Origin of the sequence: Rhizobium sp. P44RR-XXIV (genome assembly GCF_001999485.2) — a bacterium.
Classification (GTDB): domain Bacteria; phylum Pseudomonadota; class Alphaproteobacteria; order Rhizobiales; family Rhizobiaceae; genus Rhizobium.
In genome coordinates this window covers 51279-71527 of the sequence record NZ_MPVZ02000025.1, presented here as the reverse complement: position 1 = coordinate 71527, position 20249 = coordinate 51279, and the positions used below count along the sequence as shown (strand labels likewise).

Sequence of the window (20249 nt, the reverse complement as noted above, 5' to 3'; positions counted from 1 at the left end):
CCGTGCCTCGACGACTGTCTTCTGACCTCTCCACGGCGGCGCGGACAAATGGCTGCCATGCCGGGGCCAATTATATAGCCAAGAGATAAGAACTCACAGACTGGAAGTCTCTTCCGGCTGACCACAAGGGAATTTTCTCCTATGCGTTACAATCAACTCGGTAATACTGGCCTGTTCGTCTCCGAGCTTTGCCTGGGCACGATGACCTTCGGTGAAGCCGTCGCCAACAGCATGTGGGGCTCGATCGCCGATGTCGACCAGTCGCTCGCCGACAAGATCGTCGAAAGCTCGCTCGCCGCCGGCATCAATTTCATTGATACGGCCGACGTCTATTCGCAGGGCAACTCCGAAAAGCTGCTCGGCCAGGCGCTGAAGAACCTCGGCGTTCCCCGCAAGGATGTCGTCATCGCCACCAAGGTTTATGGTGTCATGGGCGACAAGCCGAACGATCGCGGCGCATCGCGCGGCCATATCATGGACTCGGTGCAGGCAAGTCTTGACCGCCTGCAAACTGACCATATTGACCTCTACCAGATCCACGCGACCGATACAGTCACTCCTATCGAGGAAACACTGCGGGCGCTGGATGATCTCGTGTCGCGCGGCCTCGTGCGTTATGTCGGCGTCTCAAACTGGCAGGCTTGGCGCATCGCCAAGGCGCTCGGCCTGTCGGAGCGTCGCGGCTTTGCCCGCTTCGAGACGGTTCAGGCCTATTATTCCATCGCCGGACGCGATCTGGAGCGCGAGATAGTGCCGCTGATGGCGGAGGAAAAGCTCGGCCTCATGGTTTGGTCGCCGCTCGCCGGCGGCCTGCTGTCCGGTAAGTATGGTCCGGGGGCTCCCGGCAATGGCGAGGGACGCCGCGCCAGCTTCGATTTCCCGCCTGTCGACAAGGACCGTGCCTGGGCCTGCGTCGCCGCCATGCGCGACGTCGCCGAGAAGCATGGTGCAAGCGTCGCGACCGTGGCACTCGCCTGGATCCTGGCAAAGCCCTTCGTCACATCAATCATCATCGGTGCCAAGCGTCTCGACCAGCTCGACCAGAATCTCGCCGCCGTCAAGCTGAAGCTCGATGCCGAGGATATGGCCAAGCTGGATGAAGTCAGCGCGCTCACGCCAGAGTATCCCGGCTGGATGCTTTCCCGTCAGGGAGCCCAGCGCGTGCCGCAGCCGTTCGAACCGAAGGCTTGATTTACGCAGAGACCGAGCCGCCGTCAGTCTGGCGGCGGCTCAGCCGTCATCATAGTTCGATGACGATCTTGCCGAAGGCGCCGCGATCGAGGTGATCGAAGGCGGCCGGAACTTCGCCAAAGGCATAGCGATGGTCGATGACCGGCTTCAGCCCGATCGTGTCGACGGCGCGCACGAGATCCTCCAGCGCCCGGCGATGGCCGACGCCGATGCCCTGGACGACGGGGGATTTCAGCAGCAGCGGACCCACCGGGCCGGAAATGTCGAAACCTTCCAGCACGCCGATGACGGAAATGCGGCCATGCGGCACTACCGCCTTCAGCGATTGGGCGAAATTCGCTCCACCGGCAATTTCAAAGATGTGGTCGACGCCGCGATCGTTGGTAAGGCGGTAGACCTCCTCCACCCAGTCGCCGGCATTGCGGTCGATGCCGTGATGGGCGCCTAGCGCCTTTGCGCGGGCGAGCTTTTCCGGACCCGAGGAAGTTACGAACACCTCGGCTCCCTGCGCGGCGGCAATCTGCAGGCCGAACAGCGCTACCCCACCCGTTCCCTGCACCAGCACTCGATCACCGGCCTTGACGTTGCCGCGTTCCACCAGTGCGAACCACGCGGTCAGGCCGGCGCAGGGCAGGGTGCTGGCCTCGCCATGGTCGAGGCTTTTCGGTGCGGCGACCAGCCAATCCTCAGAAAGCGCGACATATTCGGAGAGCATGCCGGCATAAAAGCCACCAAGCGTACGATAGGGCGGATTGCGAGCTGTGCCGTGCGGCGGCTTGCCGTCGATCCAGCCCGGATTGAAGGTCGAGATGACCCGATCTCCGACCGAAAACCGGGTGACATCGTCTCCCACCGCCTCAACGACGCCCGCCATGTCGGAGGCCGGCACGAAGGGAAACTGAATATCCAGCCCCATGCCGGTCTCACGAACGAGCTTGTCGCGATAGTTCAGCGAAACGGCTTTGACCCGCACGAGCACTTCGCCGCGCGCCGGCGCCGGCACCGCCGTTTCAGTCAGGTTCAAGGGAGCGCCGACACGGATCGTATCGAGGGTCCAGTGCTTCATGCTTTTCGTCATCATGATCTCCTGAGAAGAAAGCCAACAAGAGCATGACTATATCGTTGCCTATTGGTCGCCAGTGGCGATATTAATTCCACTAACTGGTTCCCGTAAGGAAGCAATCGCGATGAATGACATGCTCAACGGTATCCCGGAATTTGTGGAGGCAGTCGAAGCCGGCGGCTTCTCAGCGGCTGCGGCGCGCATGAACTTGTCGCGTTCGGCCATCGGCAAGACCATTGCCAGGCTGGAGAAGCGGCTGAACGTTCGCCTGTTTCACCGCACCACCGCATGCAGAGCCTGACGGACGAAGGTCAGGCCTTCTATGAGCGCTGCCGCCGGGCGCTGGACGAGATACAGTCCGGCGAGGCCATGCTGGAATCAGGCAAGCGTGAGGTCACGGGACGCCTGCGCATCTCCATGCCGGTTCTGTTTGGTCGTTGCTGCGCCGCACCGCTGCTGTTGGAACTGGCCCGCATTCACCCCAAGCTCGAACTGGACCTGTCCTTCAGCGACCGTGTCGTCGATCTGTTCGAAGAGGGCTTCGATCTAGCCGTTCGCAATGGCGTGCTGCGCGACGAGGCGGGTCTTGCCGCCCGCAAGATCACTTCAACTCGCATGGTGCTTTGCGCGTCTCCCGACTATCTCGCCGCCAGAGGCGCGCCCCAGACCATCGCCGATCTCGCCGGTCACGAGCTGATTGCTTATGGCCGGTCCGGCGAGGCGAAGAAATGGATCTTCCTGCAGGAGGACGGCTCGGCCGTCGAATATTTTCCGGCAACGCGCCTGCGCTTCGATGATTTGGAGGTCCTTGCACAGGCGGCGGCATCTGGAATGGGAATCACCTGGCTGCCCTGCTGGCTGGTGCGTGACCACATATCGGCCGGTAGCCTCGTGCCGGCGTTGAACAATGCTTCCAGCCGGGCGGTGAACATCTATCTGGTCTGGCCGCAGACGCCGCAGCTTCCGTTGAAGATGCGGGTGGTGATCGACCTGCTCGCCGAGCGCCTGCCGCAGATCATGGATTGAGCGGTTTACGAGAGCCGTCCGTTTCCAGCCACGTGTGAACGCTCGAAAGAAGGGAGGTGGATAGCCACCTCCCTTCGTTGCTAAAATTACTTGCCGTGCTTCTTCAGCCAGGCGTTCATTTCCTTGATCTCGGCTTCCTGTGCGGTGACGACGGCCTGCGCCAGTTTGCGCAGTTCCGGATCCTTGCCATATTTCAGCTCGATCTTGGCCATGTCGATCGCACCCTGATGATGCGGGATCATGCCGCGGACGAAATCCGCATCGGCATCGCCGCTATAGGTGATCATCATGTCCTTGTGCATCTTGCCCATGGCGTCGTTGAACGCCTTGCTGGAGGCGCCCTGGTCGCCCATCGGCTTGCTCATGTCCATGCCCGACATATCGTCGGCAAGGGCTGGCAGGGTAAGAGCGAAGGCGAAAGCTCCGGCGAGGATGAGAGTTCTTGAGATAGACATAGGTGTCCTTTCCGTTTCTGGACGGTATCTGAAAGTGAGCGGAAAGCCGCTCCTGCGATAAAACAGAGGATCGTCAGACGAAACGGGGAGGCGGAGCCATCGGCTCCGGGCGAGAGCCTGCAAGGCGTTGGCCAAGCGCTGGCACCGGATAGGAGAACAGATGCTTGCCGCCGGCAATTGCAAGCGTTGGCGTCAGGGCGAGACAGGCGGCACAGGACGCCACATGCGCCATGCCGCCGGCACAAGGGTTCTCCGGCTTCTTGTCCGGGTGCTGCACCATGTCGCCATGGCCGGCCATGCCAGGCATATCGGCCATTCCATCATGCATGCCCATGGTCGATGCGGCGGCCATGGTGGCGGCGGAATCGCAGACGGGACAGTTCGCCAGCGCCGGCATGGCGCCGTAGAACAGCCAGGCAATCACCATCGTCAGGATCGCAAAGAACCGCATGCCCAAGAACCTAGCTGCGCTCGCCGCGAAGGCAAGCGCAAATTGCATCATCCGAACATTGAAAGCGGATCAAGGCAGCAGTTTGACTTCTCTCAGAATTTCGACTGGAGGAAAGCTTATGCAATCCACCGCATCGAAGGTGAGTGTAAATCGAGCTTCTGTTCCCGCCGCCCATTCCAGCGCCTGCTCCGCGGCGCTTGCTTTAATCTTCATCGCGATCGTGCAATGCGGCTGCCAGCGATCCGGGCGCGAATGTTCATGGCAGAGGGCAGGGTCGATTTCCTCGTGAATGGCATGGTGCATTTGTCTTAAGACACGATCGTCCGCGGGCCGCGCCCACAACACCAGCATATCGTTTGGAAAATGATCGATACCGGAGAATTCGACCAATAGGGGCGGCGTGTTGCCGAAGGCCTTTTGCGCGGTCGCGAAAAGCAGGGGCACATCGATATCCTGATAGACCGCAAAGGTCAGATGCGGCGGATAATGCAGCGCCGCCATCGAAGGAGTTGTTTCGAACCGGCTGGCCTCCCGCCAGAGATCCGTGACGGGAGTGGCAGAGGCATTCGAACATTTCAAGACAATCGCGTATGGCATGGCGTCCCTGTCGCTCTCTCGGGCTTTTATCGGCTTTGATGGCCGTTAACATATAACAATCCTTGCCGCATTCCGCCCAATCCGCTAGTTAACCGCCACTGTTCCCGTACCGGATTACCCTACAGATGAGCGACAAGCAGAAGAAACCACAGAAGCTCAAGGCCCGCCTGCCGCGCGGCTTTGTCGATCGTTCCGCCAGCGACATTCGCGCGGTCAACGAAATGACCGCAAAGATCCGTGCGGTTTACGAGCATTATGGTTTCGATCCCGTCGAAACACCGCTGTTCGAATATACCGATGCGCTCGGCAAATTCCTGCCGGACAGCGACCGGCCGAACGAAGGCGTGTTCTCGCTTCAGGATGAAGACGAGCAGTGGATGTCGCTGCGTTACGACCTGACGGCGCCGCTTGCCCGTCATGTCGCAGAGAATTTCAACGAGATCCAGCTTCCCTACCGCACCTATCGCGCCGGCTATGTCTTCCGCAACGAGAAGCCGGGCCCGGGTCGTTTCCGTCAGTTCATGCAGTTCGATGCCGATACCGTCGGTGCGCCGGGCGTGCAGGCCGATGCCGAAATGTGCATGATGATGGCCGACACGCTGGAAGCCCTCGGCATCAAGCGCGGCGACTATGTGATCCGCGTCAACAACCGCAAGGTTCTGGACGGCGTGCTTGAAGCGATTGGCCTCGGCGGTGACGACAAGGCCGTCCAGCGCCTGAATGTGCTGCGCGCCATCGATAAGCTCGACAAGTTCGGCCCGGAAGGCGTGGCATTGCTGCTCGGTCCCGGCCGCAAGGATGAATCCGGCGACTTCACCAAGGGTGCCGGCCTTGATGCCGATCAGATCGACAAGGTGCTCTTCTTCGTCGGCATCAAGGATTACGCCGAAAGTGCTGCCCAGCTCGCCGAGCTGCGCCGGGACCTCGAATGGCGGCGAGGGCGTCGAGGAATTGAATTTCATCGGCAGCCTCGTCACCAGCGCCGGTTATCAGTCGGATCGCATCAAGATCGATCCTTCCGTCGTGCGCGGCCTCGAATATTACACCGGCCCGGTCTATGAGGCCGAGTTGCTGTTCGACGTCACCAACGAGAAGGGCGAGAAGGTCGTCTTCGGCTCCGTCGGCGGCGGCGGTCGTTATGATGGGCTCGTCTCGCGCTTCATGGGGCAGCCGGTGCCGGCCACAGGCTTCTCCATCGGCGTCTCCCGCTTGATGACGGCTTTGAAGAATCTCGGCAAGCTCGGCGTGGAAGAGGTGATCGAGCCCGTGCTCGTCACTGTCATGGACGGTGATGTCGAGGCGATGGGCCGCTATCAGCGCTTCACGCAGCAATTGCGCGCCGCTGGCATTCGCGCCGAAATGTTCCAGGGCAACTGGAAGAAGTTCGGCAACCAGCTGAAATATGCCGACCGTCGCGGCTGCCCGATCGCCATCATCCAGGGCGGCGATGAGCGCGCCCAGGGCGTCGTTCAGCTCAAGGACCTGATCGAGGGCAAACGCCTCTCCGGCGAGATCGAGGACAATGCCAGCTGGCGTGAGGCGCGCGTGGCCCAGGACGTTGTGCCGGAGGCAGAATTGGTTGCCAAGGTACTGGAAATACTGGCGGCACAGGCGGAAGATCGCAAGAGGGCAGGCTGATGCCCCTCATCAATCTTCCGGATTTTGCCGGCGATCTTCTTGCCGAATTTACCGGCCGACGGACGGAGCGGGTGGACACGCCCATCATCCAGCCGGCCGAGCCGTTTCTCGATATGGCCGGCGAAGATCTGCGCCGTCGCATCTTCATGACCGAAAGCGAGACCGGCGCCAGCCTTTGCCTGCGCCCGGAATTCACCATTCCCGTCTGCCTGCGCCATATCGAAACCGCCACCGGCACGCCGAAGCGCTATTCCTACTTGGGCGAAATCTTTCGCCAGCGCCGCGAAGGCGGCCATGAATTCTATCAGGCCGGCATCGAGGATCTTGGCGACCGTGATACGGCAAGCGCCGATGCCCGCGCCATTGGCGACGCCATCGCCATTCTCAGCCGCGTCGTGCCCGGCAAGGCATTGTCCGTGACCCTGGGTGATCAGGCCGTGTTCGAAGCCGTCGTGCAGGCACTTGGGCTGCCTTCTGGCTGGCAGAAACGCCTGATCCACGCTTTCGGCAACATGATGCAGCTTGAGGCCATGCTGGCGCGGCTGGCAAGCCCGCAACCGGTGACCGGCCTCGACCCGCATGTGCTTGACTACCTCAATCGCGGCGACGAGCAGGGGCTGGTGACGCACATCGACAGCACCATGCAGGCGACCGGCTATTCCACCAATGCCAGCCGTTCGCCGCAGGAGATCGCCCGTCGTCTTCGCGAGAAGCTGGTTCTTTCGGAAACCCATCTCGACGACGCTGCCTTCGGCGTGCTGGAGGAGTTTCTGTCGCTGAGCGTGCCACTGGCGGATGCCTCGGCGGCGCTGGCAGGCTTTGCCGATGCGGCGGGCCTCGAGCTGAAAACGGCGCTGAAGGGGTTCGACACGCGTGTCGCGGCTCTTGCCGATGCCGGCGTCGATACATCGATCATCGACTATCGTGCCGCCTTCGGCCGCCCGCTCGACTACTATACCGGCCTCGTCTTCGAAGTGACGGTGGAGGGATCGACGGCGGTGCTCGCCGGCGGCGGCCGCTTCGACCGGCTGATGACCCTGCTCGGCGCTAAGGACCATATTCCGGCAGTCGGCTTCGCGCTCTGGCTCGACCGCATCGAAACAGCGAGGGCAGCCTGATGACCATCACCATCGCGCTTCCCTCCAAGGGCCGTATGAAGGATGATTGCTCCGCGATCTTCGAGCGCGCCGGCATGCCCATCGTCGCCGTCGGCAATGACCGTTCCTATCGCGGCCGTGTCGAGGGCTGGGACAATATCGAGATTGCCTTCCTGTCGGCTTCGGAAATCTCTCGTGAGATCGGCAATGGCAGCGTCGATTTCGGCGTCACCGGCGAAGACCTCGTGCGCGAGGGCATGGCGGAGGCGGATCGCCGCGTCGAGTTCTCTGCCCGCCTCGGCTTCGGCCATGCCGATGTCGTGGTCGCCGTGCCGGATATCTGGCTCGACGTCGACACCATGGCCGATCTTGGCGATGTCGCTGCCGATTTCCGTGCCCGTCATGGCCGCAGGCTGACGGTCGCCACCAAATATTGGCGGCTGACGCAGCAGTTCTTTTCGAGCCAGCACGGCATCCAGCTCTATCGCATCGTCGAAAGCCTTGGTGCGACCGAAGGTGCGCCGGCCGCCGGCTCTGCTGACATCATCGTCGATATCACCTCGACCGGCTCCACTCTGCGGGCGAACCATCTGAAGGTGCTGTCGGATGGCACGATCCTGCGTTCCGAGGCCTGCCTGGTTCGCGCCCGCAAGCCGAGCCACGAAGGCGATCCTATGATTGCGCGCATCGTCGCTGCCGTGCGCGCCGCGCTCTGATTTTTATAAGGCTCAACATGAAAAAGCCCGCCGGAGTTCCGGCGGGCTTTTTCTTTTGGAAGAGGTGGTAGATCAGGCCGTGGCGTAGGCACCCCGACGTGCGTCGAGCGAATAGACGCCTGCGCCGTTGGTGGCGAGCGAGATGTAGGCGCCGGCCAGCGTGATGTTCTTCAGGAAGTTCACGAAGTTCAGGCCGTTGATCCAGCCGTTGGCAGCGGCCGGGAAATCCGGAACGTTGACGGTCGGCAGGTGGAAGATGATGCCCGTGAACACGCAGAAGGCAGCGAGCAGCCAGCCGACGATGCGGACCTGGAAGCCGATGAGAACGCAGACGCCGGTGACGAATTCGAAGGTGCCGGCGAGATAGGTGAGCAGCGTTGCATAGGGCATGCCGGCGCCGGCGATCATGCCGGCAGTGCCTGCAGGGTCGGTCAGCTTGCCGAAGCCGGCGAAGATGAACATGAAAGCGAGCAGGATGCGCGCCACAAGGATGATGATGTTATTGGTGTTGGACATGACAGTCTCCGATGAAAGCGGTTAAGTCGGTGGCGACAATTTCTGGAGACAGATATTCGTGATTTTTGGGGAGTTGAAAAGATAAACAACTGCGCACGATTAGTTCACAATCATTGAACAATCACGTTCCCTGATCGCTCTTCCCATATGCGCCGTATCGGTTATGGTAACGCCAATTCACTCGCCAAATCATAGTCTTCAGGAGCAGCCCCATGGCAGATCTGTCGTCCTTTCCGATCACGAAGCGCTGGCCCGCCAGCAATTCCGATATCATCCAGCTCTATTCGCTGCCGACGCCCAATGGCGTAAAAGTCTCCATCGCGCTTGAGGAACTGGGTCTTCCCTATGAGCCGCATCTCGTTTCCTTTGGCACCAACGACCAGAAGTCGCCTGAGTTCGTTTCGCTGAATCCGAACGGCCGCATCCCCGCAATCATCGATCCCAATGGGCCGGACGGCAAGCCGATCGGCCTGTTCGAATCCGGCGCGATCCTGGTTTATCTCGCCGAGAAGACCGGCAAGCTCATGCCCAAGGACGCGGCCGGCCGTTACGAGGTGCTGCAATGGGTGTTCTTCCAGATGGCCGGTGTCGGCCCGATGTTCGGCCAGTTCGGCCATTTCTTCAAATTCGCTGCCGACAAGGTTGCCAACAACCCCTATCCAGTGGAGCGCTATCGTGATGAGGCCAAGCGCCTGCTCGGCATTCTGGAAGAGCGCCTGACCGGGCGTCAGTGGATCATGGGCGATGAATATACCATTGCCGATATCACGACCTTCCCCTGGGTTCGCGGTGTCGACGTCTTCTATGGTGGTCGCGAGGTTCTCGAGTTCGAAAAATTCCCTGCTGCCATGGCCTGGCTGGAGCGCGCCGTTGCGCGCCCCGCGAGCCAGCGTGGCCTGAACGTTCCGAAGCGGGATTGATTGGTTCCGATCTCTTGGGGAGCAGGTCAGGCGGGTACGTTTTGGCGGCATCTATGTGCCTGGCCCCTCACCCCAGCCCTCTCCCCGCAGACGGGGCGAGCGGGCCGGTCCCACGTTTGTGGCGGGTTCGTGCCCAGCAACTAAAGCACCGATTTTAAAGCGGGAGACTCCCTCTCCCTGCGCGCGGGGAGAGGGCTGGGGTGAGGGGCCAGGCACGCAAGTGCGGCGACGATGAATTCATCCGACCATCATCAGCAATGCTTTTACTGCCGGGTTGCCAGCTGGCTGCCCGGCTCCAGCTTGAAGCGCGGAAAGAGAAAGACACCGGCCATGCTGCCGGCATGTTTTCCTTCTGCGGCGATGGACTCGCCGACGCAGAAGATCGGCTGGCGATGACCGTTGGTGCCCAGGGTCATGGTGGAATAGCAGAAGCTGGACGTTGCCGTCGCCGCCTGTTCGAAAAGATCGAGGATGCGTACGCGATCTTGCGCATCGTAGCTGTGCATCAGGCTCAGCAGGCCGCATTCCGAAGAGCTGAGCCCATGCAGCATGGTGCTCCATTGTCCAAGCCTGATGATCCCGCTCGAAAGTTCGCCGGTCCAGCCCTCGGACACGCAGAATTGCGCGAGGAGTTCGGGGTTATGACTATCAAATGCCAGCGAACCGGGCGCAAACGGTGCGGCAAAATTTGCTTTGGCAATCTTGAACAAGCTGATCCCCACTTGGGCGCACGGGTCCCCTGCGCGCTTCGTTTGAATTCCCATGCCATCCGATGGAAGGTCTGCCGCCTGTCGCATCGTCATGAGCAAAAACGGAGCCGCATCTCCGCGATTGTCATTTTCAACGATGCATTCGGATGGTGATCCGACCGGTTAAGTCATTTTCAAGTAATAAATTCGGGCAACCCTAATACCTACGGTTATGGTCATACCAATGCGTAGGTTAAGCCTGGCCAAAAGAAGTAAAATTTGCGTGCATTGCAGCTAATTCCCCAAAATCGCTGCGTTGCGAGTTATAGGGGCTTTTTTGAAAACGGCAATGGGCGAGTTGCATGAATTTGCATTGATCGGAATGCTCGCCAAGCTTGTTGCCGGGTCATCATGATACAATAAAAAGGGCGGCCCGAGAGCCGCCCTTCGTCAATTCCGGATGTCGGAATGAACAATCGTAATAAGGCGAAGGCCTTATTACATCATGTCCATTCCACCCATGCCGCCCATGCCGCCAGGCATAGCCGGAGCGTCCTTCTTCGGCAGCTCGGCGATCATGGCTTCCGTGGTGATCAGCAGCGAAGCAACCGAAGCTGCGTTCTGCAGAGCCGTACGGACAACCTTGACCGGGTCGACGATGCCCATGGCGATCATGTCGCCATATTCAGACGTCTGGGCGTTGTAGCCGTAGTTGTCTTCGTTCTTGTCGAGAACCTTGCCAACAACGATCGAAGCTTCGTCACCAGCGTTTTCAGCGATCTGGCGAACCAGAGCCTGCAGCGCACGACGAATGATGTTGATGCCGGCTTCCTGGTCCTGGTTCTCGCCCTTGGCCGAGATCTTCGTGGAAGAGCGCAGCAGAGCGATACCACCGCCCGGTACGATACCTTCCTGAACAGCAGCGCGCGTCGCGTTCAGAGCGTCGTCGATACGGTCCTTCTTTTCCTTGACTTCGATTTCCGTCGAACCGCCAACGCGGATAACGGCAACGCCGCCAGCGAGCTTGGCAAGACGTTCCTGCAGCTTTTCGCGGTCGTAGTCAGAGGTGGTTTCTTCGATCTGAGCCTTGATCTGGGCAACACGGCCTTCGATGTCGGACTTCTGGCCAGCGCCGTCGACGATCGTGGTGTTTTCCTTGGAGATCGAAACCTTCTTGGAACGGCCGAGCATGTCGAGCGTAACCGACTCGAGTTTGATGCCGAGGTCTTCGGAGATGACAGTGCCGCCCGTCAGGATGGCGATGTCTTCCAGCATGGCCTTGCGGCGATCGCCGAAGCCAGGAGCCTTGACGGCAGCAATCTTCAGGCCACCGCGCAGCTTGTTGACGACGAGGGTCGCAAGAGCTTCGCCTTCGACGTCTTCAGCGATGATGAGGAGCGGCTTGCCGGTCTGAACGACAGCTTCGAGAACCGGAAGCATGGCCTGCAGGTTCGAGAGCTTCTTCTCGTGGAGCAGGATGAACGCGTCTTCGAGATCGGCGATCATCTTTTCCGGGTTGGTCACGAAGTAGGGGCTGAGGTAGCCGCGGTCGAACTGCATGCCTTCGACGACTTCGAGTTCGGTTTCGGCGGTCTTGGCTTCTTCAACCGTGATGACGCCTTCGTTGCCGACCTTCTGCATGGCTTCAGCAATATCGAGACCGATCTGCTTTTCGCCGTTTGCCGAGATCGTGCCGACCTGGGCAACTTCTTCCGACGTGTTGATCTTCTTGGCCTTGGCCTGGAGATCCTTGACGACTTCAGAAACAGCGAGGTCGATACCGCGCTTCAGGTCCATCGGGTTCATGCCGGCTGCAACTGCCTTGGCGCCTTCGCGAACGATGGCCTGGGCGAGAACGGTTGCAGTGGTCGTGCCGTCGCCGGCGATGTCGTTGGTCTTCGAAGCAACTTCGCGGACCATCTGGGCGCCCATGTTTTCGAACTTGTCTTCGAGTTCGATTTCCTTGGCGACGGTGACGCCGTCCTTGGTGATGCGCGGAGCGCCGAAGGACTTGTCGATAACGACGTTACGACCCTTCGGGCCGAGCGTTACCTTGACTGCATCGGCGAGGATGTCGACGCCACGAAGCATCTTTTCGCGGGCGTTGCGGCCGAATTTTACTTCTTTAGCTGCCATGTCTAAAAACTCCTGAATTCGCATTGTCCGGGTTTATGGCCCGTCAGCTGTATCGGAAAAGGGGAACCCGGCTGGATTAGCCGATGATACCCATGATGTCGGCTTCCTTCATGATGAGAAGGTCTTCGCCGTCAAGCTTGACTTCAGTGCCCGACCACTTGCCGAACAGGATGCGGTCGCCGGCCTTGACGTCGAGCGGGATGACCTTGCCGGATTCATCACGAACGCCGGAGCCTACGGCGACGATTTCGCCTTCCTGCGGCTTTTCCTTGGCGGTATCGGGAATGATGATACCACCCTTGGTCTTTGCTTCGGATTCAACGCGACGAACAACGACGCGGTCATGAAGGGGGCGGAAATTGGTTGCCATTGTCTAATCCCTCGATCAAATGACTTCACGGATCAGCGGGGGATCCGTATGGGCTTTGTTAGCACTCAGCATAGGCGAGTGCTAGCGACGCTGATTTAGGGGTGGGTAGCAGGCGAGTCAAGAACAGCACTGTGAAATTTTTGCGGCGTGCCGTGGCTTGTTTCGAGGATGTTTAACGGCGTTGATCGCCCTGTGTAGCATGCTATTGCAAGGTTTACCCGCTTTACCCTATCACATTTGAAGGCTCCCCGGTCCTTTAGGCCGACGGTTTCCCCGATCTGCCGATGGCTCCGCCACTTCATTTGCCGCCTCGTCCGGCGTTGCTTCGTCTGGTTGCCGAAGGCGGGTGCAATGCAAAAACCTGCATGGCGCTCTTGTAATTTGCCGGCCGGTTTGCAATGTCAGCCCGTGATTTATCTGAGGTGAGGACTGCATGGGCAAACGTATCGAAAGCTTTCGCGAGATCGGCGGACTTTATGATGTTGCGCTCTGCGATGTCTGGGGTGTGCTGCACAACGGCGTTTCCGCCTACAAGGAGGCGTCCGTCGCGCTGGAAGCAGCCCGCGGCGAGGGCCTGACCGTCGTGCTCATCACCAATTCCCCGCGCATCGCTCCAAGGGTGGTCGAGCAGCTGCGGGCGATCGGCGTTCCCGACAGCGTTTACGATCGCATCATCACCTCGGGTGATGTGACGCGCAAACTGATCGCGGAAGGACCGAAGAAGGTCTTCCTGCTTGGCCCCGAGCGCGACATCGGCATCCTTGAAGGGCTTGATGTGCAGCGTGTCGAGGCGAATGAAGCCGAAAGCATCGTCTGCACCGGTTTCTTCGATGACGAGACCGAGACGCCGGACGATTACACCGACATGCTCACGGCCTGGTCTGCTCGCAACGTGCCACTCATCTGCGCCAATCCCGACCTCGTGGTCGAGCGCGGCCACCGGATGATCCCCTGCGCCGGCGCGATGGCCGCCTATTATGAACGCCTCGGCGGCCAGACACGCATCGCCGGCAAGCCGCACCAGCCGATTTATGACGCGGCGATTGCCGCTGCTCGTGAAGTGCGAAGCGAGTTCCCGCTGTCGCGCGTCGTCGCCATCGGCGATGGCATGCCGACCGACGTGCGCGGCGCGCTCGATTACGGGCTCGATCTTCTCTACATCAGCCACGGCATCCACGCTCGCGAGTATGTTGTCGACGGTCACACCGACGAGTCAGCCCTTGGCGCCTTCCTGGCGCGTGAGCAGGCATCGCCGAAGTGGTGGATGCCGCGCCTTGTCTGAGGGGAGTGGTAGCCGATGACCGTTTTCCATCGCAACGAGACCCGCGAGCCGCTTCCCGAGGCTCTGAAAGGTGGCGTCGTTGCCATCGGCAATTTCGACGGCGTGCATCGCGGTCATCAATCGGTCCTCAACCGCGCGCTGGAGATCGCCAGGGAACGTGGCGTTCCCGCCCTGGTGCTGACGTTCGAGCCGCATCCGCGCACGGTCTTCAAGCCGGATCGGCCTGTCTTCCGTCTGACGCCGGCGCCGCTGAAGGCGCGCCTGCTGGAAGCGCTGGGCTTCAATGCCGTCATCGAATATCCGTTCGACCGCGCATTTTCGCAGCGTTCCGCGGATGAATTCGTCCATTCTATCCTCATTGACTGGCTGCAGGCTTCCGAAGTCGTCACCGGCTTCGATTTCCATTTCGGTCATGATCGCCAGGGCGGCCCTGCCTTCCTCATGAATGCCGGCAGCCACAACGGTTTCGGCGTGACGCTGATCGACGCCTTTCGCGACGAGAATGCCGAGGTCATTTCCTCCAGCCGTATCCGCGCGCTGCTGGCCGAAGGTGAGGTTGCTGAGGTCGCCGGCATGCTCGGATACCGCTACACCGTCGAAGCGCCCATCATCGGTGGCGAGAAGCTCGGCCGGACCCTCGGTTTCCCCACGGCCAACATGCAGCTTCCGCCGGAAATATCGCTGAAGGCTGGCATCTATGCCGTCAGGTTCCGTGCAGCCGATGGCGTCATCCGTGATGCTGTTGCCAGCTATGGCCGTCGCCCGACCGTCACCGACAATGGCGCGCCGCTGCTCGAGACCTATGTTTTCGATTTCAGCGGCGATCTATACGGTCAGATCTGTTCCGTCTCCTTCTTCGGCTTTCTCCGTCCTGAATTGAAGTTCGAAGGCCTTGACCCCTTGGTCGCGCAGATCCGGAAGGATGAAGAAGAGGCGAGGGCGCTGCTCGCCGGCGTCAGGCCGCTTGGCGACATCGACCGGGCAATCGCCTTTTCCTAATGAATGTAGGGGATTGCGCCCCAGGATTGCAGCCGCGCAATACTTTTTTGCTTTGAGCCGCCAGGCAGATGCTGCAATGCTCATATTGCCGGGTGCGAGTCGCCGCGCCCGCTTCCGAAAGGCGCACAATATGGACAAACGCTTTGGGACGGCGGCCTGCTGGCTGCTGGTGATACCGTATATAGGCTTGCTCTGGGTGCCGTTTTACAACAGCCACGATCCGGTCTTGCTGGGCTTTCCGTTCTTCTACTGGTACCAGCTCGCCTGGGTGCCGATCACCGCGTTCCTGACCTGGATCGCCTATCGGAGCATGCGCCATGATGACTGAGATCGATCCGACAGCACTGGCCGTCTTCATCTTCTTCCTGGCGCTCGTCACCGTCATGGGCTTCGTCGCCGCCCGCTGGCGCCGGCCAAAGACCCTTGCCCATATCGACGAATGGGGTCTCGGCGGCCGCACCTTCGGCACCTGGATCACCTGGTTCCTCGTCGGTGGCGATTTCTACACCGCCTATACCGTGATCGCCGTCCCCGCTTTGGTCTATACCGTCGGCGCCTATGGCTTCTTCGCGCTGCCCTATACGATCGTCGTCTATCCCTTCGTCTTCATGGTCATGCCGCTTCTGTGGCGGCGCGCCAAGGATCACGGCTATGTCACGGCCGGCGATATCGTCCATGGCCAATATGGCTCACGGTCGCTCGAACTGGCGGTGGCACTGACAGGCGTCATCGCCACCATGCCCTATATCGCCCTGCAGCTCGTCGGCATGACGGCGGTGTTCAAGGCGCTCGGGCTCCATGGTGAGCTGCCGCTTGCCGTCGCCTTCATCATCCTGGCGCTCTACACCTATTCGGCCGGCTGCGTGCCCCGGCGCTGATCGCCTTCGTCAAGGACATCATGATCTATATCGTGGTCATTGCCGCCATCGCGCTCATCCCGGCCAAGCTTGGCGGCTACGCCAATGTCTTTGCCGCCGCCGATGCCGACTTCAAGGCCAAGGGAGCGGGCAGCCTGCTGCTCGGCGGCAACCAGTATGTCGCCTATGCGACGCTGGCGCTCGGCTCGGCGCTGGCCGCCTTCATGTATCCGCATACGCTGACCGGCATCTTCGCCTCCAACAGCGGCAACACCATCCGCAAGAATGCGGTGCTGCTGCCGGCCTATACGCTGCTGCTGGGTCTGCTTGCCCTGCTCGGCTATATGGGCCATGCGGCCAATCTGAAGCTGGATAGCCCGAACGATGTCGTGCCGGCGCTGTTCCAGACCCTGTTCTCCAGCTGGTTTGCCGGCTTTGCCTTTGCGGCCATCGCCATCGGTGCGCTGGTGCCGGCGGCGGTGATGAGCATTGGCGCTGCCAATCTCTTCACCCGCAACTTCTGGAAGGCCTATGTCGATCCGAATGTGTCCGATGCCGGCGAGGCGAAGGTGGCCAAGATGACCTCGCTGGTCGTCAAGGTCGGCGCGCTGCTGGTCATCATCTTCCTGCCGACGCAGTTCGCGCTCGATCTGCAGCTCTTGGGCGGCATCTGGATCCTGCAGACGTTGCCGGCGCTGGTCTTCGGCCTCTACACCAGATGGTTCCGGGCACCGGCACTGCTGGCCGGCTGGATCGTCGGCTTCTTCGGCGGCACCTATCTCGTCTGGGATGCCGGCTGGAAGCCGTTGCATGCGATCACACTCGGCGACACCAGCTTCACCGTCTATACCGGCCTCCTGGCGCTTGCCGCCAACATCGTCGTGTCGGTAGTCCTCAATGCCGTCATACCGGCAAGGGCGACGGCAAACGCCTGATCCGGGCGACACTCCATCGGCCGCGGGCGGAAACGTCCGCGGCCTTTCTATGTGTCGGCGGCATTGTTTCCTCTTCCTTTCCTTGGAAAAAACGCCTATGAACCGGCGACTATGACCCAATTTCGGCTGAGCCTATCGATACGAATTATTGGCCCGGCCTTCCGCGCGCTTTAAGCTGCCGGAAGGTCCGGGTTTTTGGCGCCCGTTCCCGAGGCGCTTTCCGCCGCCGAAACATCCCCATATGGCTGCGCCCTCCAGGCGCAAGACGCCCGAGACACCGAGGCAATTGTCACTACTATGACCGATACCCCTGAAAAGATGGACTATTCCAAGACCCTCTACCTGCCGGAAACCGATTTTCCGATGCGCGCCGGACTGCCGCAGAAGGAGCCGGAGCTCGTCAACCGCTGGAACGAGATGGATCTCTACAAGAAGCTGCGCGCCTCTGCCGCCGGCCGTGAAAAGTTCGTGCTGCATGATGGCCCGCCCTACGCCAACGGTCACATCCATATCGGCCACGCGTTGAACAAGATCCTGAAGGATGTCATCACTCGCTCGTTCCAGATGCGCGGCTATGACAGCAACTATGTTCCGGGCTGGGACTGCACGGTCTGCCGATCGAATGGAAGATCGAGGAAAAGTATCGCGAGAAGGGCAAGAACAAGGACGAGGTTCCGGTGAACGAGTTTCGCCAGGAATGCCGCGACTTTGCCGCCGGCTGGATCAAGATCCAGTCCGAGGAGTTCAAGCGCCTCGGCATAACAGGTGATTTCGACAACCCTTATCTCACCATGAATTTCCATGCGGAATCCCGCATCGCCGGCGAGCTTCTGAAGATCGCGCGCACCGGTCAGCTTTATCGTGGTTCCAAGCCGGTCATGTGGTCGGTGGTCGAGCGCACGGCGCTGGCCGAAGCCGAAGTCGAATATGCCGATGTCGAGAGCGACATGATCTGGGTGAAGTTCCCGGTTGCCGAAGGTCCGGCCGAGCTTGCCGGGACTTTCGTCGTCATTTGGACGACGACGCCCTGGACGATCCCCGGCAATCGCGCGATCGCTTATTCCTCGCGTGTTGCCTACGGCCTCTACGAAGTGACGGAAGCCGCCAATGATTTCGGCCCGCGCCCCGGCGAAAAGCTGATCTTTGCTGACAAGCTGGCGGAAGAATCCTTTGCCAAGGCGAAGCTGCAGTATAAGCGCCTCAGCGATGTCACCGCGAATGATCTGGCGGCGCTCGTCTGCGCGCATCCGCTGGCCGCGCTCGGTTACGGCTTCAAGGTGCCGCTGCTCGACGGCGAGCACGTGACTGACGATGCCGGTACTGGCTTCGTCCACACGGCTCCCAGCCACGGCCGCGAGGACTTTGACGCCTGGACGTCGCACGCCCGCGACCTCGAAAAGCGCGGCATCTCCTCCGCTATCCCGTTCCCGGTCGATGATGCCGGCTTCTATACCGTCGACGCCCCCGGTTTCGAGGGTGGCCGCGTCATGGACGACAACGGCAAGAAGGGTAACGCCAACGATCTCGTCATCAAGGCGCTGATCGAGACGAACACGCTCTTTGCCCGCGGACGTCTCAAGCACTCCTATCCGCATTCCTGGCGCTCCAAGAAGCCGGTGATCTTCCGCAACACGCCGCAATGGTTCGTCTACATGGACAAGGACTTTGCGGATGGTTCGACGCTGCGGTCTCGCGCCCTGAAGGCGATCGACGACACGCGCTTCGTGCCGGCTGCCGGCCAGAACCGTCTGCGCGCCATGATCGAGCAGCGCCCGGATTGGGTCCTTTCGCGGCAGCGCGCCTGGGGCGTGCCGATCGCAATCTTCGTCGATGAGCAGGGCAAGATCCTGCAGGACGACGACGTCAATGCCCGCATCCTCGAAGCCTTCGAAAAGGAAGGGGCCGATGCCTGGTTTGCCGAAGGTGCCCGCGAGCGCTTCCTCGGCGCGAAGGCCAACGAGCCCTGGACGCAGGTCATGGACATTCTCGACGTCTGGTTCGACTCGGGCTCGACCCACACCTTCACCCTGGAGGACCGCCCGGATCTGAAATGGCCGGCCGATCTCTATCTCGAAGGCTCCGACCAGCATCGCGGCTGGTTTCATTCGTCGCTGCTCGAAAGTGCGGCGACGCGTGGCCGCGCGCCTTATGATGCCGTCCTCACCCATGGTTTCACCATGGACGAGAAGGGCGAAAAGATGTCGAAGTCCAAGGGCAATGTCACGTCGCCGCAGGAAGTGATGAAGGATGCCGGCGCCGATATTCTGCGCCTCTGGGTCATGACCTCGGACTACGCCGAAGACCTGCGCGTCGGCAAGGCCATCATCCAGACCAATGTCGACGCCTATCGCAAGCTGCGCAACACCATCCGCTGGATGCTCGGCACGCTGGCGCACGACAAGGGCGAGGTCATCGCCTATGCCGACATGCCGGAGCTGGAGCAGCTGATGCTGCATCGTCTCGCCGAACTCGACGAGCTGGTGCGCGAAAGCTACGACGCCTTCGACTTCAAGCGCATTGCCCGCGCGCTTATCGATTTCGCCAATGTCGAGCTTTCGGCTTTCTACTTCGATGTCCGCAAGGATGCGCTCTACTGCGATGCCCCGTCGAGCCTGCGCCGCCGCGCTTCGCTTGCCGTCATCCGCACGATCTTCGACTGCATGGTGACGTGGTTGGCCCCAATGCTGCCGTTTACGACGGAAGAAGCATGGTTGTCGCGCAACCCGTCTGCGGTCTCCGTTCACCTCGAACAGTTCGCTGCCGTCTCTGCCGAATGGAAGAACGAGGCACTGGCCGAGAAGTGGAAGAAGATCCGCGCCGTGCGCAGCGTCGTCACCGGCGCGCTGGAAATCGAGCGTAAGGAAAAGCGCATCGGCTCGTCGCTGGAAGCTGCTCCGGTAGTCTACGTTGCCGATCCGGAACTGCTCAAGGTGCTCGAAGGACAGGATTTCTCCGAAATCTGCATCACCTCAGGGATCACCGTCGAGGGTGGTGAAGGCCCGGCGGATGCATTCCGCCTCGATGACGCCGCCAAGGTCAGCGTTGTGCCGAAGCTTGCCGAGGGCAGCAAGTGCGCCCGTTCCTGGCGCATCACCACGGATGTCGGCTCAGATCCGGAATATCCTGATGTCTCGGCACGTGACGCCGCGGCGCTGCGCGAACTCAGCGCTATCAACTGAAGAAAATTGCCGGGTGAATTGCCTTTGCGGCGTTCATCCGGTAAAAGCTGCCTGAAATTGGCCTGAATTTTACGGCAGTTGCGGTAAAACGGGGTCCTATTAAGTTTGTTCCGGCATGGCTGGGAAGGGTTT

At 60.6% G+C, this 20249-nt stretch carries 15 protein-coding genes and 4 pseudogenes; 11 read left to right on the top strand and 8 right to left on the bottom strand.

Features of this window, described 5'->3' with window-relative positions:
- Window positions 1-141 precede the first annotated feature (141 nt).
- Window positions 142-1191 (top strand): aldo/keto reductase, encoded by a 1050-nt coding sequence (locus BSK43_RS05700; protein WP_077471396.1) that lies wholly within the window; start codon window positions 142-144, stop codon window positions 1189-1191.
- A 49-nt stretch (window positions 1192-1240) separates the two neighbouring features.
- Here BSK43_RS05700 and BSK43_RS05695 read toward each other — a convergent pair whose 3' ends face one another.
- A complete protein-coding gene (locus BSK43_RS05695) occupies window positions 1241-2269 on the bottom strand; it encodes an NAD(P)-dependent alcohol dehydrogenase (protein WP_077471397.1) in 1029 nt (342 codons plus the stop codon).
- 109 nt (window positions 2270-2378) lie between these two features.
- Here BSK43_RS05695 and BSK43_RS05690 point away from each other — a divergent pair.
- Window positions 2379-3280: pseudogene (locus BSK43_RS05690) on the top strand (LysR family transcriptional regulator).
- An 86-nt stretch (window positions 3281-3366) separates the two neighbouring features.
- Here BSK43_RS05690 and BSK43_RS05685 read toward each other — a convergent pair.
- From BSK43_RS05685 to BSK43_RS05675, 3 genes are all read right to left on the bottom strand, one after another.
- The gene (locus BSK43_RS05685) at window positions 3367-3735 is read right to left on the bottom strand and encodes a DUF305 domain-containing protein (RefSeq protein ID WP_068396853.1); all 369 of its coding nucleotides are present in this window, start codon (window positions 3733-3735) and stop codon (window positions 3367-3369) included.
- A 73-nt stretch (window positions 3736-3808) separates the two neighbouring features.
- Window positions 3809-4186, bottom strand: a complete 378-nt coding sequence (locus BSK43_RS05680) for a hypothetical protein (RefSeq protein WP_077471452.1) — start codon at window positions 4184-4186, stop codon at window positions 3809-3811.
- Window positions 4187-4255: 69 nt separating this feature from the next.
- Window positions 4256-4783 (bottom strand): 2'-5' RNA ligase family protein, encoded by a 528-nt coding sequence (locus BSK43_RS05675; protein ID WP_077471398.1) that lies wholly within the window; start codon window positions 4781-4783, stop codon window positions 4256-4258.
- A gap of 125 nt (window positions 4784-4908) precedes the next feature.
- On the opposite strand from BSK43_RS05675, the pseudogene hisS reads away from it, so the two are divergent.
- From hisS to hisG, 3 genes and pseudogenes are all read left to right on the top strand, one after another.
- Window positions 4909-6421, top strand: a pseudogene (hisS, locus tag BSK43_RS05670) (histidine--tRNA ligase).
- A complete protein-coding gene (locus BSK43_RS05665; protein WP_077471399.1) occupies window positions 6421-7539 on the top strand; it encodes an ATP phosphoribosyltransferase regulatory subunit in 1119 nt (372 codons plus the stop codon). The pseudogene hisS and the gene BSK43_RS05665 overlap by 1 nt, the downstream one beginning before the upstream one ends.
- Complete coding sequence (gene hisG / locus BSK43_RS05660) at window positions 7539-8234, top strand: ATP phosphoribosyltransferase (protein WP_077471400.1); 696 nt, start codon at window positions 7539-7541, stop codon at window positions 8232-8234. Before BSK43_RS05665 ends, hisG begins: the two co-directional genes overlap by 1 nt.
- Window positions 8235-8306: 72 nt before the next feature.
- On the opposite strand, the gene BSK43_RS05655 is transcribed toward hisG, so the two are convergent.
- Window positions 8307-8750, bottom strand: coding sequence for a DoxX family protein (locus BSK43_RS05655; protein ID WP_077471401.1), 444 nt, complete (start codon window positions 8748-8750; stop codon window positions 8307-8309).
- A gap of 212 nt (window positions 8751-8962) precedes the next feature.
- Here BSK43_RS05655 and BSK43_RS05650 point away from each other — a divergent pair, with 212 nt between their 5' ends.
- Window positions 8963-9670 (top strand): glutathione binding-like protein, encoded by a 708-nt coding sequence (locus BSK43_RS05650; protein WP_077471402.1) that lies wholly within the window; start codon window positions 8963-8965, stop codon window positions 9668-9670.
- Between the two features lie 263 nt (window positions 9671-9933).
- Here the strand turns inward: BSK43_RS05650 and BSK43_RS05645 are convergent, their stop codons facing one another.
- The 3 genes from BSK43_RS05645 to groES form a co-directional block, all read right to left on the bottom strand.
- Entirely contained in the window at window positions 9934-10434 is a 501-nt protein-coding gene (locus BSK43_RS05645) for a hypothetical protein (protein WP_077471453.1), read from the bottom strand.
- Window positions 10435-10857: 423 nt separating this feature from the next.
- Window positions 10858-12495, bottom strand: coding sequence for a chaperonin GroEL (groL, locus tag BSK43_RS05640; RefSeq protein ID WP_077471403.1), 1638 nt, complete (start codon window positions 12493-12495; stop codon window positions 10858-10860).
- A gap of 76 nt (window positions 12496-12571) precedes the next feature.
- The gene (gene groES, locus BSK43_RS05635) at window positions 12572-12865 is read right to left on the bottom strand and encodes a co-chaperone GroES (RefSeq protein ID WP_034488329.1); all 294 of its coding nucleotides are present in this window, start codon (window positions 12863-12865) and stop codon (window positions 12572-12574) included.
- A gap of 433 nt (window positions 12866-13298) precedes the next feature.
- On the opposite strand from groES, the gene BSK43_RS05630 reads away from it, so the two are divergent.
- The 5 genes and pseudogenes from BSK43_RS05630 (at window position 13299) to ileS (ending at window position 20117) form a co-directional block, all read left to right on the top strand.
- A complete protein-coding gene (locus BSK43_RS05630) occupies window positions 13299-14147 on the top strand; it encodes a TIGR01459 family HAD-type hydrolase (protein ID WP_077471404.1) in 849 nt (282 codons plus the stop codon).
- A gap of 15 nt (window positions 14148-14162) precedes the next feature.
- On the top strand, window positions 14163-15146 hold the full coding sequence (locus tag BSK43_RS05625; protein WP_077471405.1) for a bifunctional riboflavin kinase/FAD synthetase: 984 nt from the start codon (window positions 14163-14165) through the stop codon (window positions 15144-15146).
- Window positions 15147-15276: 130 nt separating this feature from the next.
- Window positions 15277-15474 carry a DUF3311 domain-containing protein gene (locus tag BSK43_RS05620; protein WP_068391887.1) on the top strand — a complete coding sequence of 66 codons (198 nt, stop codon included), beginning with the start codon at window positions 15277-15279 and terminating at the stop codon, window positions 15472-15474.
- Window positions 15464-16938, top strand: a pseudogene (locus BSK43_RS05615) (sodium:solute symporter family protein). The gene BSK43_RS05620 and the pseudogene BSK43_RS05615 overlap by 11 nt, the downstream one beginning before the upstream one ends.
- Before the next feature lie 297 nt (window positions 16939-17235).
- A pseudogene (gene ileS, locus BSK43_RS05610) lies at window positions 17236-20117 on the top strand (isoleucine--tRNA ligase).
- Window positions 20118-20249: the final 132 nt, after the last annotated feature.